Annotated in this window: 16 protein-coding genes; 12 read left to right on the plus strand and 4 right to left on the minus strand. The window is 64.0% G+C overall.

Annotation, left to right across the window (positions count from 1 at the left end):
* Positions 1–56: 56 nt before the first annotated feature.
* Complete coding sequence (locus CO656_RS15155) at positions 57–1,256, minus strand: winged helix-turn-helix domain-containing protein (RefSeq protein WP_097526295.1); 1,200 nt, start codon at positions 1,254–1,256, stop codon at positions 57–59.
* Positions 1,257–1,492: 236 nt separating this feature from the next.
* On the opposite strand from CO656_RS15155, the gene CO656_RS15160 reads away from it, so the two are divergent.
* Genes CO656_RS15160 through CO656_RS15180 form a run of 5 tightly spaced genes read left to right on the plus strand, consistent with a single transcriptional unit; the run spans position 1,493 to position 6,045 of the window.
* Positions 1,493–2,173 (plus strand): energy-coupling factor ABC transporter ATP-binding protein, encoded by a 681-nt coding sequence (locus CO656_RS15160; RefSeq protein WP_037413363.1) that lies wholly within the window; start codon positions 1,493–1,495, stop codon positions 2,171–2,173.
* Complete coding sequence (locus CO656_RS15165; protein ID WP_097526296.1) at positions 2,167–2,772, plus strand: energy-coupling factor transporter transmembrane protein EcfT; 606 nt, start codon at positions 2,167–2,169, stop codon at positions 2,770–2,772. The genes CO656_RS15160 and CO656_RS15165 overlap by 7 nt, the downstream gene beginning before the upstream one ends.
* Before the next feature lie 31 nt (positions 2,773–2,803).
* Entirely contained in the window at positions 2,804–3,367 is a 564-nt protein-coding gene (locus CO656_RS15170; RefSeq protein ID WP_097526297.1) for a biotin transporter BioY, read from the plus strand.
* Between the two features lie 4 nt (positions 3,368–3,371).
* The gene (locus tag CO656_RS15175) at positions 3,372–4,868 is read left to right on the plus strand and encodes a class I adenylate-forming enzyme family protein (protein WP_097526298.1); all 1,497 of its coding nucleotides are present in this window, start codon (positions 3,372–3,374) and stop codon (positions 4,866–4,868) included.
* A complete protein-coding gene (locus CO656_RS15180) occupies positions 4,852–6,045 on the plus strand; it encodes a thiolase family protein (protein WP_097526299.1) in 1,194 nt (397 codons plus the stop codon). The genes CO656_RS15175 and CO656_RS15180 overlap by 17 nt, the downstream gene beginning before the upstream one ends.
* Here CO656_RS15180 and CO656_RS15185 read toward each other — a convergent pair.
* On the minus strand, positions 6,033–6,434 hold the full coding sequence (locus tag CO656_RS15185) for a thioesterase family protein (protein ID WP_097526300.1): 402 nt from the start codon (positions 6,432–6,434) through the stop codon (positions 6,033–6,035). The two genes, CO656_RS15180 and CO656_RS15185, sit on opposite strands and share 13 nt — an antisense overlap.
* 14 nt (positions 6,435–6,448) lie before the next feature.
* Between CO656_RS15185 and CO656_RS15190 the strand changes: the two genes are divergently transcribed.
* From CO656_RS15190 to CO656_RS15220, 7 genes are all read left to right on the plus strand, one after another.
* On the plus strand, positions 6,449–7,417 hold the full coding sequence (locus tag CO656_RS15190) for a zinc-dependent alcohol dehydrogenase family protein (protein ID WP_097526301.1): 969 nt from the start codon (positions 6,449–6,451) through the stop codon (positions 7,415–7,417).
* A gap of 63 nt (positions 7,418–7,480) precedes the next feature.
* Positions 7,481–8,410, plus strand: coding sequence for a histone deacetylase family protein (locus CO656_RS15195; RefSeq protein ID WP_097526383.1), 930 nt, complete (start codon positions 7,481–7,483; stop codon positions 8,408–8,410).
* A 3-nt stretch (positions 8,411–8,413) separates the two neighbouring features.
* Positions 8,414–8,668 (plus strand): exodeoxyribonuclease VII small subunit, encoded by a 255-nt coding sequence (locus CO656_RS15200; protein ID WP_037413353.1) that lies wholly within the window; start codon positions 8,414–8,416, stop codon positions 8,666–8,668.
* A 248-nt stretch (positions 8,669–8,916) separates the two neighbouring features.
* Positions 8,917–9,840: a pirin family protein gene (locus CO656_RS15205; RefSeq protein ID WP_037413351.1), complete on the plus strand. Its 924-nt coding sequence runs from the start codon at positions 8,917–8,919 to the stop codon at positions 9,838–9,840.
* Positions 9,841–9,977: 137 nt separating this feature from the next.
* Positions 9,978–11,915 carry a 1-deoxy-D-xylulose-5-phosphate synthase gene (gene dxs / locus CO656_RS15210; RefSeq protein ID WP_083853830.1) on the plus strand — a complete coding sequence of 646 codons (1,938 nt, stop codon included), beginning with the start codon at positions 9,978–9,980 and terminating at the stop codon, positions 11,913–11,915.
* A 68-nt stretch (positions 11,916–11,983) separates the two neighbouring features.
* Positions 11,984–12,739: a TlyA family RNA methyltransferase gene (locus CO656_RS15215; RefSeq protein WP_097526302.1), complete on the plus strand. Its 756-nt coding sequence runs from the start codon at positions 11,984–11,986 to the stop codon at positions 12,737–12,739.
* Entirely contained in the window at positions 12,736–13,983 is a 1,248-nt protein-coding gene (locus tag CO656_RS15220; RefSeq protein WP_097526303.1) for a class I SAM-dependent RNA methyltransferase, read from the plus strand. The genes CO656_RS15215 and CO656_RS15220 overlap by 4 nt, the downstream gene beginning before the upstream one ends.
* A gap of 54 nt (positions 13,984–14,037) precedes the next feature.
* On the opposite strand, the gene CO656_RS15225 is transcribed toward CO656_RS15220, so the two are convergent.
* Complete coding sequence (locus CO656_RS15225; RefSeq protein WP_097526304.1) at positions 14,038–15,129, minus strand: mechanosensitive ion channel family protein; 1,092 nt, start codon at positions 15,127–15,129, stop codon at positions 14,038–14,040.
* A 342-nt stretch (positions 15,130–15,471) separates the two neighbouring features.
* Positions 15,472–16,224: a crotonase/enoyl-CoA hydratase family protein gene (locus CO656_RS15230; RefSeq protein ID WP_097526305.1), complete on the minus strand. Its 753-nt coding sequence runs from the start codon at positions 16,222–16,224 to the stop codon at positions 15,472–15,474.
* Between the last annotated feature and the right edge of the window lie 21 nt (positions 16,225–16,245).

Below are 16,245 nucleotides of genomic sequence, written 5' to 3' on the forward strand. Positions count from 1 at the left end.
TCGTGAAGGGTTCCTTCCATTTAGGAAGCCCGGCGCCGCAAGCCAAGAAAAATCGGTCAGGAGAGATCGGCGTTCCAGCCTTCCAGCAGATTGACCTCTGCCACGCCAGTGAAACGGGCGATCCGGTCGAGTTCGGCCATCAGCTTGTCAATGCGGCCCGACGCCGGCTTGACGCCTTGTTCGAGCCACAGGCGCTTGACGTCGAGGCTGCCGCGCTTGCGGTCGGCCTTCATGTCGATCCGGCCGATCAGCCGATCGCCTTCGAGAAGCGGAAAGACATAATAGCCATATTCGCGCTTCGCCTCGGGAACGAAGACTTCGATGCGGTAGAAGAAACCGAAAAGTCGCTCGGTGCGGTTCCGGTCGCGCAGCAAGGGGTCGAAGGGGCTCAACACGCGAATGCGCGCCGGCGGATCGGGCACATCGGCGAGAATGTCCGGAAAGCCGGCAAAGGCATAGGACAGCCGTGGCTTGCCGCCATTGGCAGGCTCGATGACGATTTCGTCAAGCTCGCCGCGATGCTCGGCGACCCAGGCCTTCGCTTCCTCGGGCGAGACGAGATCCCAAAAGGCGGCAATCTCCCCGTGCGTGGCAAAACCGAGGCGTTCGAGGGCGCTGCGGCAGGCCCAGTCGACGAACTCCGGATGGCTCACATCGCCGTCGTAGTGATGCGCCGGGATCACCCGCTCGGTGAGATCATAGACCTTCTGGAAATTGACGCGGCGGGCGATCGCCAGCCGGCCCTGGCGCCAGAGCACCTCGAGCGCTGTCTTCGACGGGTGCCAGTTCCACCAGCCGCCCGATTCGTGATGATCCTCCTTCAGCTCGCGCGCCATGACGGCGCCGCCGCTGGCGATCCGCTCGTAGGTTTCGTCGCAACCCGCATCGAAGCCGTCGCCGCGCCATTTGCGCCAACGCTCGCTGAGCGTTTCGCTCTCCCATTTGAAGCGATGCTTCCAATAGACAAAGAAGGCGCTCGGAATGATCGAAGCATCATGAGTCCAGTGCTCAAAGAGCTCGCCATCCTCTTCCAGCAATTCGCTCAGATGCTCGCGGCGATAGGTCTGGTTGCGTGAAAACAGGATCTGATGATGGGCGCGCTCGACGGTGCCGATGCTATCAACCTGCACGAAGCCGATATCGCGGATCAGCCGCAGGAGACCGTCCTTGCCGAGCGCGCGATGCGGCGCGGCAGAGAGGCGCTGCTTGAAAAGGAAGATGCGCCGGGCATCGCGGTTGGAGAGGCGAATCGTCATGGGCAACAGGATAGGCTTTTATTCCCATAATTCAAATACAGTTCCACCATAAAGCAATCGGGCAAAGGCTGCATTGCCCTTGCCGATCGAGTTGCCCTATACAGCGCCGCACGTCTTTTCAGACGCGCAAAAGACGCTGTAACACTTTAAACCTACGCATCGTGCTTCCCGAAAAAACGATGCCGATTTTCGGGCGATGCGCTAGAGCCACCACGACAACTGGACGAGGATCAAGATTGGACATCCGCTTCACCGATTGCTCGGTCCGGTTCGGCGAGCGGGTAGCGCTTCACCCGCTGACGCTTGCCCTCGACGAACGGCGGATCGGCATCATCGGCCTCAACGGTTCCGGCAAGACGACCTTCGCGCGACTGATCAACGGGCTCGTCAAGCCGACGACGGGTCACGTTTTGGTCAATGGCCTCGATACGGTGAAGGATGACAGGGACGTGCTTGCCGAGGCGGGCTTCATTTTCCAGAACCCACAGCACCAGCTGATCATGCCGATCGTTTCGGACGACATCGCCTTCGGGCTCAAGAATCGCGGACTGCCAACGCACGAGATTTCCTCGCGAACGGAGGCGGTGCTGGCCCGCTTCGGCGTCAGCCATCTTGCGAGACGGCGCGTGCATGAGCTTTCGGGCGGGGAAACGCAGCTTGTCGCCATGGCGAGCGTCGTCGTCACCGGACCGAAAATCCTGATCCTTGACGAGCCGACCAACCAGCTCGACCTGCGCAACCGCCGCATGGTCGCGGCAACGATCGATGCGCTCGACGAGGACACGATCGTCATCACCCATGATCTCGGGCTTGTCGAAGGGGTCGAGCGCCTGCTGCTTTTTCACGAAGGTCGCCTCGTTGCCGACGGAACCCCCGAGGAGACAATCGGGCGCTATCACGAGGTGGCCGGATGCTGACGAGCCTCTATGTGGAAGGACAGAGCTGGTTCCACCGGGTGCCGGTGCGCCTGAAGCTCGCCGCTCTCATCGTCCTGAGCGTGGCGCTTTTTGCGACGAACGCGCCGCTCCTGCTGCTGCCGGCCTTTCTCCTCTGCGGTGCGCTCTATCTTTCCCTCGGCATGTCGGCGCGCCAGGCCTTTTCGCGGGTCGGCTTCGTCCTGTTCACCATCCTCGTGCTGGCGGGGATCAACCTCTTCCTCGTTCCACTCCCCCAGGTGATCGCACTCATTCTGCGGCTGACGGCCCTCGTGCTCTTTGCCGCCGCGGTCACGGCGACGACGACGATCGGCGCTTTCATGGACGAGATCACCATCCTCCTGAAGCCATTGGAACGCCTCGGGCTCCTGCGGGCGGCCGATGTCAGCCTGGCGCTTGGCCTCGTGCTACGCTTCGTCCCGGATATCCTCGCCAGATATCAGGCAATCAGCGAGGCGCACCGTGCACGAGGACTGCCGATCCGGCCGATGACGATCATCGGCCCGCTGATCATCCTGACGCTGAAAGATGCGGATACGATCGCGGCGGCCATTGACGCGCGCGGATTCCGCCGCCAATAAATTCGCGCTTTCTAATAAAGGATAGGACCACATGAACACCAGAGACCTCGTCCTCATCGCGCTCTTCGCCGCAATCGTCGTCGTGCTCGGCCTCATCCCGCCGATCACGCTCGGCTTCATCCCCGTTCCGATTACGGCGCAATCGATGGGCGTCATGCTCGCCGGCTGCATCATCGGCGCCAAGCGCGGCGCGCTTTCCTTCCTGCTGTTCATCCTGCTGGTCGCGATCGGCCTCCCGGTGCTGTCGGGCGGTCGCGGCGGACTTGCCGTCTTCGCCGGCCCCTCGGGCGGTTTCATTCTTGGGTGGGCGGTTGCCGCTTATGTCACCGGTCTCATTGCCGAACGCTTCGTGCATCCGGGAAATTCGGAAGCGCGTCAGTTCGTCGGATTCTTCCTCGCCTCCTTGATCGGCGGCATCGTCGTCCTCTATGCGATCGGCGTTCCGTGGCTCTCGGCAGTCACCGGCACGCCGCTGATGGCCGCCGCGACCGGTTCGCTGGTGTTCATTCCGGGCGATCTCCTCAAGGCGGCGATCGCCACGCTCGCGGCCCGCGCCGTCTACGCCGGCTATCCGCTGCTGCCGGCCCGCGCCTGAGGCAATGCCGCTTGCAGGCGCCATAGCGCGACATGCGGGCGAGCGCCCGCACGCCCGGGCCTTCCACATGGAGGGCCGGGTTTTCACCTATGGCGAGCTTGCCGCGGATGCGTACTGGATTCTCCACGCGATCGAACAAGCGGCCCTGCAGGCGACGGAGCAAAGTGTCCTTTCCGGCCGCGTCCGGCTGATTGCCCTTGAAACCGGCAATCACCCGCTCTTTGCCGCAGCCTTCATCGCCGCGACATCGGGCGGCAATTGTGCCGCGCTCATCGATCCGCACCTCCCCGACTCGACCCGCCAGCGAATGAAGGAAAAGCTGAAACCGGAGATCGTCATCCGCGCCGCCGGCGATCTCCTGCATCTGGAGGTTCCGTCAGCGGGACAAACCCATTCGCTCGATACGTTCGACGGCTCCTCCCCGATCCGCGTCGGCGACGAGGCGGAACCGTTCCTCGTGGTCTTCACTTCGGGTACCACCGGGGAACCGAAAGCGATCATCCGCGACCGCCGATCCTGGCGCCTCAGCCTCGAAATTGGCCAGGATTTCTTCGGCCTAAGACCGGAAACGACGACCTATGCCCCCGGACCGTTGGCGCACGGGCTGGCCCTTTATGCCCTCGTCGAAAGCCTTGCGGCCGGAGCCGAATTCATCGGCGCCCGCCACTTCGAGGCGCGCCAGGCACTCGACATCATCGGCGCCGCCAGGGCGAAACGCCTGGTGCTGGTACCGACAATGCTGCGGCGGCTTTGCGATGAGGCGGAAGGTGCTCATTTGCGCTGCGTCGAAAAGATCACCGTCGCCGGTGCCAAGCTGACGCCGGCGGACCGCAGCGCTGCAGCGCGCACCTTCCCCGCGGCAGAGGTGATCGAATATTTCGGCGCGTCGGAACTCGGCTTCATCACAGTTGCCGGCGCGGACGAGCATCACGCAGCGACTGCCGTGGGCAAGGCATTTCCGGGCGTCCGGCTGGCCATCCTGGACGATCGCGGAAATCGCCTGCCGCCGGGGGAAGCCGGGACGATCTTCGTCGACAGCGCACTGATATCAGATGGCTACATAGTCGGCGGCGACAATGTCGGATTTCGACGCCATGGGCGGCTCGCCACCGTCGGCGACCTCGGCTCTCTCGACGAGGACGGCACCTTGCATCTCATCGGCCGCGCCGGCGGCATGGTGCTTTCCGGCGGCAACAATATCTATCCCTCGGAAGTCGAGAGCGCGATCATGGCTGCGGCCAGGGTCCAGTCGGTGCTGGCCTTCGGCCTGGATCATCCGGATCTCGGCAGCGAGCTTGTCGCGGTCGTCCAGCCGAGCGATGATAGGTTCGAGCGTGAAGCGCTGGAGCGTCATCTTGCTGATGCCCTGCCGCGCTATAAGCATCCACGCAAGGTCTGGCTGTGCCGGGAAATGCCGATGACCGCCTCCGGCAAGATCGCGGCCGGACAATTGCGGCAATGGATCGCGGAGGAGAACGGTGCCCTTGAACGCCTCTTCTGATCCCACCCGCACACCGGTCGTCATCGCGGCGCTACGCACGCCGATCGGTCGCGTCAACGGCAGTCTCGCCGCGATCGAGCCCGCAAACCTTGCCGCCCTGCTGATCGATCGCATCGTCTCGGACGTTGGTATCAATCGGAACGAGATCGACGACGTGCTTGTCGGCAATGCCGCAAACAGCGCCGGCAATCTCGCGCGTCTCGCCGCACTCGAGGCCGGCCTGCCCGTTTCCATCCCCGGCGTCACCATCGACCGCCAATGCGGCTCCGGGCTCGAGGCGATCGTCCTGGCGGCGCGGCAGATCCAGGCCGGCGCAGGCCAATATTACCTTGCCGGAGGCACCGAAAGCGCCAGCCGCGCCCATATCCGACTTCGCCCGCCGCTGGCGCGTGGCGAGGAACTGCAGCCGGTGAAGCGCGCGCGGATGGCGCCCGATGCCATCGGCGACCCGGATATGGGCGTTGCGGCGGAGAACGTCGCCGCGGCCTGCGGGATTTCGCGCGAGCGCCAGGACCAGTTTGCGCTCGAAAGTCATTGCCGTGCCGTGGCTGCCCAGACTGCGGGCCGCTTCGGTCGCGAGATCGTGCCCGTCGAGACGCCGGCCGGCCTCGTTGCCAGCGACGAGTGCCCCCGCGCCAACGCCTCGGCCGAGACGCTCGCCCGGCTGAAGCCCGTCTTCGTCAGGGACGGCACCGTCACCGCCGGCAATGCCTGTCCGATCAATGACGGCGCGGCGATCGTTCTGATGACGTCGCTCGCCGAGGCTAGGCGGCTTGGCGTGTCCTTTGCCCTCGAATTCATCGACGCGGCGACGGCGGGCGTCGACCCCAACCTCCTGGGCCTCGGCCCGGTGCCGGCAATGGCGAGGCTTCGTGCCCGCAATCCGGCGCTCGACGTCGCCAAGGTCGACTTCATCGAGTTCAACGAGGCTTTTGCCTCTCAGGTTCTCGGAAGTCTCGATCCCCTCGGCATTTCGCCGGAGCGCGTCAATCGCGATGGCGGTGCGATCGCGCTCGGCCATCCCTATGGCGCCTCCGGCGCGATTCTCGTCGTCAGGCTGTTTTCCCAGATGCTCGCCGCAGCGAGCGACAGCGAGGGTCTGGCAATGATGGGGGTCGGCGGCGGCATGGGCGTCGTCGCCCATTTTCGCTCGCTGAGACCGGGTCACACCGCATAGCCGGCGAGCCAGTCGCGCGTCGCGGCCGGCAGCGGCACCGGCTGATGCCGAGTCGGATCGACGGCGACCCACACGATTTCCACCTCCGCCGCCAGATGGGCGCCAGCCTCGATGCGCACCGCAAAGCTCACCGAACTGCCGCCGATCTTCGCCACGGTGACGGTGAAGCGGGCCGGCTCATCGAAACGCAAGCCGCGATGAAAGAGGCAGGCAGGGCGGCGCACCAGATAGGCCGGCTCGTTCTTCGTCGGCGGGCGATGCCGCCAGAGATTGGCCAGTGCCGCCTCGGCATGCGCATAGTAGGCCGCATTGTGCATGTGGCCATGCATGTCTATATCGCGAAACGGAATACGGATTTCCGTGACATTTTCCCGCTCTGTGCCGTCCATGCGAGGCCCCTTACATGCGCTCCACTCTCGTTAGACAGTTTGGCGATCCCGAACAAGTCATCGAGATCGTCGACGCCGCCCGCGTCGAGCCGGGGTCCGGCGAGGTCGAGGTCGAGATCTCGCTTGCGGCGATCAACCCATCGGACCTGATCCCGGTGACCGGCGCCTATCGCGCCCGCACCGAACTGCCCTTCGTGCCCGGCTTCGAGGGCGTCGGCATCGTCCGTCGCGTCGGAACGGGCGTGCACCAGCTGAAACCCGGAGACCGGGTGGTTCCGATCGGCGCCAGCGGGCTGTGGCAGCAATTCCTCGTCCGCCCGGTCGAATGGTGCTTTGCCGTGCCGGACGATGTGAGCGACACGCAAGCGGCAATGAGCTACGTCAACCCCTTGACGGCGCTGCGGCTCGTCGAGGCGCTGCGCCTGCATTTCGGCTCTCTCCAGGGCCGCAGCGTCGGCGTGACGGCCGCGGGTTCGGCGATCGGCGGCATGCTGATGAAGTTGCTGACGTTGGAAGGCGTTGTGCCAACAGCGGTCCTTCGCAGCGACAAGAGCCGCACCTGTGTCGGCGAGGGATATTCGATTGTCGTGACCGACGGCAGCGACCTTCCGGCAGGGGCAAGGTTTGACGCGGTGCTCGATGCGGTTGGCGGGACGTTGGCCGCCGAGCTGATCAGCCGGACCATCCATCGAGGCGGGGCCTTCATCCAGTATGGCGCGCTCAGCGGCATTCCGGTCCCGCAGGCAGCGATCGCCGGCCGCCCCGACGTTCGCTTCGCCTTCCTCTGGCTGCGAACCTGGGTCCACTCCGCCGGGCGCGACGCCCTCGAGGCAGCCTTTGCCCGAAGCTTTGCGGGCCTTCGCGACGGGCTGTTCGCGAGCCCGGTCGCCGCAACCTATCCGTTGAGCCGGCTTCGCGAAGCCTTGGCACACCAGTCCGATCCGCTCCGCAACGGCAAGATCCTGCTCGATCCGCGGTGTTGAAAATTCGGACTTTTGCTGTCGCGGCCATGGATTTTGACAGGCACGCGCACTAGCTTTGCGCGGATGACCACGCATCTCTATGAAAATGCCCTCTTCCAGGAACACAAAGTTCCGGAGGGGCACCCGGAGCGACCGGATCGGCTGAGGGCGCTGAACCTCGCGCTGGAGCATCCGAATTTCGCGCCGCTCACGCGTATCGAGGCGTCGAAGGGCAGCGAGGACCTGGTGCTGCTTGCCCATTCCGAGGAGCACTTCAGGTCGATCACCCGGGCGATGCCGGACGAGGACATCAACCAGATCGAAGCCGATACCTATGCGAGCCCGTCAAGCTTCGTGGCGGCGCTGACCGGCATCGGCGGCGCCGTCGCCGCCATCGACGCGGTATTCGCCGGCGAGGCCGACAACGCCTTCGTCGCGGCCCGCCCGCCGGGCCACCATGCCGAGAAGAACAAGGCGATGGGCTTCTGCTTCTTCAACACGATCGCGATTGCCGCGCGCCATGCACAGAAGGCGCACGGCGTCGAGCGGGTCGCCATCGTCGACTGGGACGTGCACCATGGCAACGGCACGCAGGACATTTTCTGGAACGACCCGTCGGTGTTGTTCTGCTCTACCCACCAGATGCCGCTCTATCCGGGCACCGGCGCCAAGGAAGAAACCGGCGTCAAGCACAATATCGTCAATGCGCCGCTCTCCCCCAATAGCGGCAGCGAGCACTTCCGCGATGCGTTCCGAAGCCGCGTTCTTGCTGCTCTCGACAATTTCCGGCCGGACCTCGTCTTGATCTCCGCCGGTTTCGACGCACACTACCGCGATCCTCTGGCGCAGATCAATCTTGTGGCGGAGGACTTCGACTGGGCGACCGGACGCCTCATGGAGGCCGCCGGCAGGAGCGCCGGCAACCGAGTGGTGAGCATGCTCGAGGGCGGCTATGACCTGCAGGGGCTCGCCGAATCGGCCGGCATGCACATACTGAGACTGATGAGAGGGTAATTGATGAACAACGACAATACGCAGGCGGACGTCTCCGCCCTCTCCTTCGAGCAGGCCGTCGAGGAGCTGGAGCGGATCGTCTCCGCGCTCGAACGCGGCGATGTGGCGCTCGACAAATCGATCGAAATCTATGAGCGCGGCGAGGCGCTGAAGAAGCATTGCGAGACGCTGCTGAAGGCGGCCGAGGACCGCATCGAGAAAATCCGCCTCGATCGCAACGGCAAGCCGCAAGCTGTGGAGCCGCTCGACGCGGAATAGCCATCGGCTTTCGTCCGAGAATTTGCCCCTCATCCGCCTACCGGCACCTTCTCCCCGCAGGCCGGGCGAAGGGACTTGTGGCGCCAACTCGGTCCCCTCTCCCCGTCAGAACGGAGGGGAAGGGTGAGGGGCCAGGCCTGTCGTCACCATTGTAGCTTGGGAAACACTTCGTTCGCCGACATCCGCTATCGAGCGAGAAGGATCGGCGCTAGTTTCAAGCTGAAACGCCACCAACCGGAGCAAGCGCCATGTCCTTTTTTCCCGGTCCCGATCCGCTCGCCGGCGACAAGCCGGCCTGCGACGCCATAGAACATCTGATCATCCCGCGCACCAGCGACATCGGCGGCCTAGAAGTGCGTCGGGCGCTTCCGACGGCGCGGCGGCGGCTCGTCGGCCCGTTCATCTTCTTCGACCGCATGGGACCGGCGCTGCTGCGGGCCGGCCAGGCGATCGACGTGCGTCCGCATCCGCATATCGGCCTGTCGACGGTCACCTATCTCTTCGACGGCGAGATCAAGCACCGCGACAGCCTCGGCACCGAAATGGTCATTCGCCCCGGCGACGTGAACCTGATGACTGCAGGGCGAGGCATTGTCCATTCGGAACGCTCGCCGGAAAACCAGCGCGGCCGTGAGCGCTCGCTTTCCGGTTTGCAGACCTGGCTGGCGCTGCCCGATGACAAGGAAGAAGTCGATCCAGTCTTCGCCCATACCGAGGAACACATGCTGCCGCATCTTGCCGACGGAGGCGTTCGCGCGCGCGTGGTCATCGGCAATTTCGAAGGGGCTGCTTCGCCCGTCTCGACCTTCACGCACACTATTTATGTGGATCTGTCGATCGAGGCCGGCCGCAGCGCTCCCTTTGCCGCCCAATGGGAGGAACGCGCCATCTATATTCTCTCGGGCGAAGCGATAATTGCGGGCGACCATTTCGCCGACAACCAGCTTCTCGTCTTCCGGCCCGGCGACGAGATCACCATCACGGCGGGGCCGTCCGGCTGTCACGTGATGCTCTTCGGCGGAGCTGCACTCGGCTCGCCACGGCATATCTGGTGGAACTTCGTGTCCTCATCGAAGGAGCGCATCGACAAGGCGAAGGAAGAATGGGCGAGCGGCCGCTTCGACATCGTGCCGGGCGACGAGGAGGAGTTCATTCCCCTGCCGGCAAGCTAATTTTTCGTCGAGCCCTTGGTTGGCGACGCAGGAATGCCTAATTTTTGCATTCAACGACGATTGCGTCTAAACAGCCAATAAGACGGAAATCACCAACAGTTCGCGCGTCGCCCGGCGGCGCGCACGAGGCACGCAGCGTGACACAACTGCCCACCAATCCGATGCCGGCGACCCCGCTGCTCGACAAGGTCAATGTCCCCGACGATCTGAAGAGGATCGACGACAAGGACCTGCCGCAGCTGGCGAGCGAACTGCGTGCGGAAATGATCGATGCGGTGTCGCGCACCGGCGGCCATCTCGGCGCCGGCCTCGGCGTCGTCGAACTGACGATCGCCATCCACAAGGTCTTCGACACGCCGCACGACCGGCTGATCTTCGACGTCGGCCACCAGTGCTACCCCCACAAGATCCTGACCGGGCGGCGCGACCGCATCCGCACGCTGCGTCAAGAAGGCGGTCTTTCCGGCTTCACCCGGCGCGCCGAGAGCGAATACGACCCGTTCGGCGCGGCGCATTCGTCGACCTCGATCTCCGCCGGCCTCGGCATGGCGGTCGCTGCCGATCTCGACGGCAAGAGCCGCAATGTCATCGCCGTCATCGGCGACGGCGCGCTGTCGGCCGGGATGGCCTATGAGGCGCTCAACAATGCCGGCGCGCTCGATGCCCGGCTGATCGTCATCCTCAACGACAACGACATGTCGATCGCCCCGCCGACCGGCGCCATGAGCGCCTATCTGGCACGGCTTGCCTCCGGTCGGACCTATATGGGCATCCGCGAGGTCGGCAAGAAGCTGACCGCCTATCTCGGCAAGACGGTCGACCGGGCGATCACCCGCGCCGTCGAGCATGCGCGCGGCTATGTCACCGGCGGCACCCTCTTCGAGGAGATGGGCTTCTACCATATCGGCCCGATCGACGGTCACTCCTTCGACCATCTGCTGCCGGTCTTGCGCAACGTCCGCGACAATGCGCGCGGACCGGTGCTGATTCATGTGGTAACGCAGAAGGGCAAGGGCTATCCGCCGGCCGAGGCCGCCGCCGACAAATATCATGGCGTCAACAAGTTCGACGTGATCACCGGCGCTCAGGCGAAGGCCAAGCCGAACGCGCCGGCCTACACGTCCGTCTTCGCCGATGCGCTGGTGCAGGAGGCTAGCCTCGACGACAAGATCGTGGCGATCACCGCCGCCATGCCGTCCGGCACCGGGCTCGACCGGTTTGCGGCCGTGCATCCGTCGCGCTGCTTCGACGTCGGCATCGCCGAGCAGCACGCGGTGACCTTCGCCGCCGGCCTTGCCGCGGAAGGATACAAGCCCTTTGCGGCGCTCTATTCGACCTTCCTGCAGCGCGCCTACGACCAAGTCGTGCACGACGTGGCGATCCAGGGCCTGCCGGTGCGCTTCCCGATCGACCGGGCCGGTTTCGTCGGCGCCGACGGGCCGACCCATGCCGGCTCCTTCGACACGACCTATCTCGCCTCGCTGCCGGGCTTCGTGGTGATGGCGGCCGCCGACGAGGCGGAACTGAAGCACATGGTACGCACCGCCGCGGGTTATGACGACGGCCCGATCTCGTTCCGCTATCCGCGCGGCGAAGGCGTCGGCGTCGAGCTTCCTGAACGGGGTGAGATTCTTCAGATCGGCAAGGGGCGGATCATCAAAGAGGGCACCAAGGTGGCGCTGCTTTCCTTCGGAACGCGGCTCGCGGACTGTCTGCTGGCGGCCGAGGACCTGGATGCCGCCGGCCTTTCGACAACGGTTGCCGATGCGCGCTTCGCCAAGCCGCTCGACCAGGAACTGATCCGCCAGCTTGCCCGTCACCACGAGGTGCTGATCACCATCGAGGAAGGCGCCATCGGCGGCTTCGCCAGCCATGTGCTGCACTTCCTGGCGGAGGAAGGCCTGCTCGACGGCGGCCTCAAAGTTCGGCCGATGGTGCTGCCGGACATCTGGATGGAGCAGGCAAAGCCCGAATCCATGTATGCTCAGGCCGGCCTCGACCGGGCCGGCATCGTATCGACCGTTTTCAAGGCGCTCGGCCAGAAGCAGTCGGTGGATCTCGGCGCGGCCGGCTAGAAATCTTAGAACCGCGCGGCTCAACGGAACACGCTTGCAATATACCTCTCGACGGGCGATGACGGCCCATGTCCGATAGCAAGCAAAGCATCCTCCGCCTCGACCAGTTGCTCCTGAACAAGGGCCTGGTCGCCAGCCGCGCCCGCGCGCGGGACGCGATCCAGCGCGGCACCGTCAAGGTCGACGGGCGCACCGTGACCAAGCCCGCCGCCGCCTTTACGGAAAACGCAGCGATCACCATCGATGACCCGGCGCAGGCCTATGTCTCCCGGGCCGCATTGAAGCTCGTTGCCGCGCTCGCCCATTTCGGCTTCGATCCGGCAGGTCGGACCTGCCTCGATGTCGGCGCCTCGACGGGCGGCTTTACCGAGGTGCTGTTGAAGCGCGGCGCCGCGCATGTGGTAGCGGTCGATGTCGGCCACGGGCAGATGCACCCGCGCATCGCGGAAGATCCGCGCGTCACCAATATCGAAGGGCTGAATGCCCGCGCGATGACAGCGGACGACATCGGTAACCGGGCGATTGGCTTCGTCGTCTCCGACGTCTCATTCATTTCGATCAAGCTGGCACTGCCGCCGGCGCTGTCTTTGGCCGAGCCGGGCTCCAATTGTATCCTGCTCGTGAAGCCGCAATTCGAGGCCGGACGCGACGCAATCAGCAAGGCCGGGCTCCTCAAGGCCCCGGAGAGCGCCCCGGCCGTGGCGGCCGAACTCGAACGCTGGCTCGTGGAGGACATGGGCTGGCAAAGCCTTGGCCTCGTCCCCTCGCCCATTGCCGGCGGCGACGGCAACAGGGAGTTTCTGCTTGCGGGGCTGAAGCGATGAGCACAGAGATCGTCACCATCAGCCGTCTCGGGGCCCAGGGCGACGGCATTGCGCAGACCGAAGCGGGCCCCGTCTACGCGCCCTTCACCCTGCCCGGCGAAACCGTCGCGCTGGCCGTCAACAAGGCACATGGCACGCTGATTTCGCTGAAAGAGGCTTCCCCGGAGCGGACCGAACCGAAGTGTCGGCATTTCGGCCCGGACGGCATCAACGGCACCTGCGGCGGCTGCACCCTGCAGCACGCCTCCGACCCGCTCTACCACGCCTTCAAGCGCAATCTCGTCATCGACGCCTTGAAGTCGAAAGGCCTGACGCCCGAGGTCGCTCCATTGATCGTCGCCCGGCCCGGCGAGCGCCGGCGCGCCGTGTTCACGGCCCGGCGGACCGAAAAGGAACTGCTGCTAGGCTTCAACCAGGCGCAAAGCCATCATATCGTCGCGATCGGCGAATGTCCCATCACCAGCCCGGGCATCGTCTCGCGGCTCGCGACCATCCGCAAGATCGCGGCGGCTATGGCGTCGAGCACCGAACCGTTCCGGATCACCGTGCTCGAGACCGATACCGGCCTCGACCTCGCCTTCGAAGACATCAAGCTCGGCGACCGTCAGCGACGTTCGACCGTGGAAGCCGTTCTCGGCGAGCGGGGCATCGCGCGCGTCAGCCTGAACGGCGAGATCATCATCGAACCGGTCAAGCCACTGATCGATTTCGGCGGCGTATCGGTTTCGCCGCCGCCCGGCGCCTTCACCCAGGCCACACGGCCGGCGGAGGAGGCGATGGCGAAGCTCGTGCTCGGGCATGTCGGCAAGGCGAAGCGCGTGGCCGATCTCTTCGCCGGCATCGGCACCTTTGCGCTTCGGATCGCCCGGACCAGCCGAGTGCATGCCGTCGAGGGTGAGGACAAGGCGCTGAAGGCGCTCGACTTCGCCGCACGCAACACACAAGGGCTGAAGCCGGTGACGGTCGAGAAGCGCGACCTTTTCCGCCGGCCGATGATGGCGCAGGAACTGAAGGTCTTCGACGCCGTCGTCTTCGACCCGCCCCGGGCCGGCGGCGAGGCGCAATGCCATGAACTCGCCCGCTCGGGCGTGAAGAAAATCGCCGCGGTCTCCTGTAACCCGGTGACGCTTGCGCGGGATCTCTCGATCCTCGTTGCCGCCGGCTACCGCATTACATCGGTGACCCCCATCGACCAATTCCTCTGGTCGGCGCATGTCGAGACGGTTGCGACTCTGGAGAAGTGATCTCTTATGGGCCGCTGTTCATCCGGCCAGATGCGACTCGTGGCGTGAGGAGGCTCACCTCAAATTGCTCTTCGGAAACAGCACGCGATCAGGTTTCGCATTCATTCGTGCCAGCATTTCCTTGATCAAGCGTGTTTTGGTACGCCCCGCTTCCTTCGGCGGCACCAGGTAACGTACAATGGCCTCCAGCCAGGTGTTTTCGCTGACGCGAAAATGAACCACGGGATGCTCCTTCACGTCGAGTTCGTCCACCGGCGTTTCCGACAGGATATGCTTATAGACCTTCACCTTCTGGCTCATGATGTCGCCGATCTGCTCTTCCACGACCTCTCTCATGGTTCGCGCCACAAATTCCAGATCGCTTTCATAGGCGAGCTGGAACTTGATTTCGTTCCAGACATAGGGAAACAGCGGCCAGGAATAGTTGAAGACCGGTGTGTCAAACACGGTGGAATTCGGAAACTTGATAATGCGTCCGCTCGGATGATCGGTCCAAAGATACTCGCCGCCGAATTCCCATAACGTCGTGTCGAGATAGCTGACATCGATGACATCGCCGTGGGCATCGCCGATGCGAATTCGGTCGCCGACGCGATAAGGCGCCCTGGCCAGAATATAAATCCACGCGATGAAACTGGAGATCGGCATTTGCAGCGCAAAACCGAGAATCAGAGAAATCAGGCCCAGCGAAACGACCGCGCCGTACCAGTTCACAAACAAAACTGAGATGGCGACGAATACGATGGCGACGACGACCACCAATCGAAAAATACGTTTCAGATTGAAACGCGCAACACGATTGGGAATTCGGCCAATGAGAAAGACTTCAACGACCTTCGCCACGGTCAGCATGGTGAAAATGAGAAGGCCGCCCCTGACGTAATTCAGCACGCGAAGGCGCATAGGCGCGTCAAGCCATTCTAAGCGCCAGTTAATCAGCACTTGAATGCCAAAAAGCAGCAAGGCAGCGCCGGCGAAGCCTACCGTCCACCAGATGTCTTCCTTGCGAAGGCTGAAGCGAAATTCTTCCTCGGGCTTCTTCGCCTTCTGTTGCATGGTTCTTGGATCAGCAGTTTGTTGCGCGGCCCGTTCGAGCCGGGAAAGGTTTTCCTGTTCCTTGTCGCTTTCCTTGTCCCGTCTTTCCATGGGTTTACCCCGCGGTGGCCATCCACGCCCAGCCAATGCCTTCTCGTTCCTCGACGGCGGCATTCCGGTGATGCCTCGCCATATGGCGAAGTTCAAATGGGCAGTCCGGGCACACCCGTCGTCGTTTCGCAGACCTGTGCTTGATCACATGCGTCTATACGGTAACTCCACCATTAAACACCAAATATGGGCAGTTGCCTCTTGGCATTCCATCCATGTGGAGTATTACCGAGCCGATGGCTGTCGTCCGCGACAGGCCGGGTGCAGACCGATTGATGTGGCATGACGAAGTTGCTGCAGCGGTTCAACATCTCCCGCGAAGCAAGTTCGGGCGCTCGGACCTCACCGCCGCACGAAGGCTTCGAATGCCGCGCGCGCCTCGGCACTCTTCAATTGCGCGGCGAAGTGCTCGGCTTCCTCGTCGATCCGTGCGAGGACGTCATTCCGGTCGCCGCGGATCAGATCGCGGGCGATGCGCAGCGCCTCGGGCGGTTTCTTCGCCAGACGACCTGCAAGCGACAGCGTTTCTTCCTCGACGGCGTTCTCGTCGACCACCTTCCAGATCAATCCGGCCTGAAGGGCAGCGGCCGCTTCGAGCGGCTCGCCGGCGGCAAGCAGGGCGAAGGCTCGCTGGTGGCCCATGATGCGCGGGGCGATCAGGCTCGAGGCGGCTTCCGGGACGAGCGCCAGATCGACGAAGGGCGTCCTGAACACCGATCGGGCTGAGGCGACCGTCAGGTCGCAATGGAGATGGATCGTCGTGCCGATGCCGATCGCCAGGCCGTCGACTCCGGAAACGACCGGCTTCGTCGCGCTCACCAGGGCGCGGAGAAAGTCGAGAACTTCGCCTCCCATGCTGCCGCCCATGGCGAAAGCCATGAAATCATTCATGTCGTTGCCGGCTGAAAAGCACCCTTGCGTGCCGAGAAACGCGGTGGCGCGGATCGCGGGATCCGATCCGGCGACCGTCAGCGCGGTTGTCATCTTCGCGTACATGTCGCGCGTGATGGCGTTCTTCTTATCCGGGCGGTTGAAGCGGATCACCTGTACGCCGGGATAGGCGTCCGGACGTTCGACAAGCACATGATCGGTCATAAGGATTTTCCTGTTTCTGCT

Source organism: Sinorhizobium sp. FG01, from assembly GCF_002531875.1.
GTDB classification, from domain to species: Bacteria; Pseudomonadota; Alphaproteobacteria; order Rhizobiales; family Rhizobiaceae; genus Sinorhizobium; species Sinorhizobium fredii_C.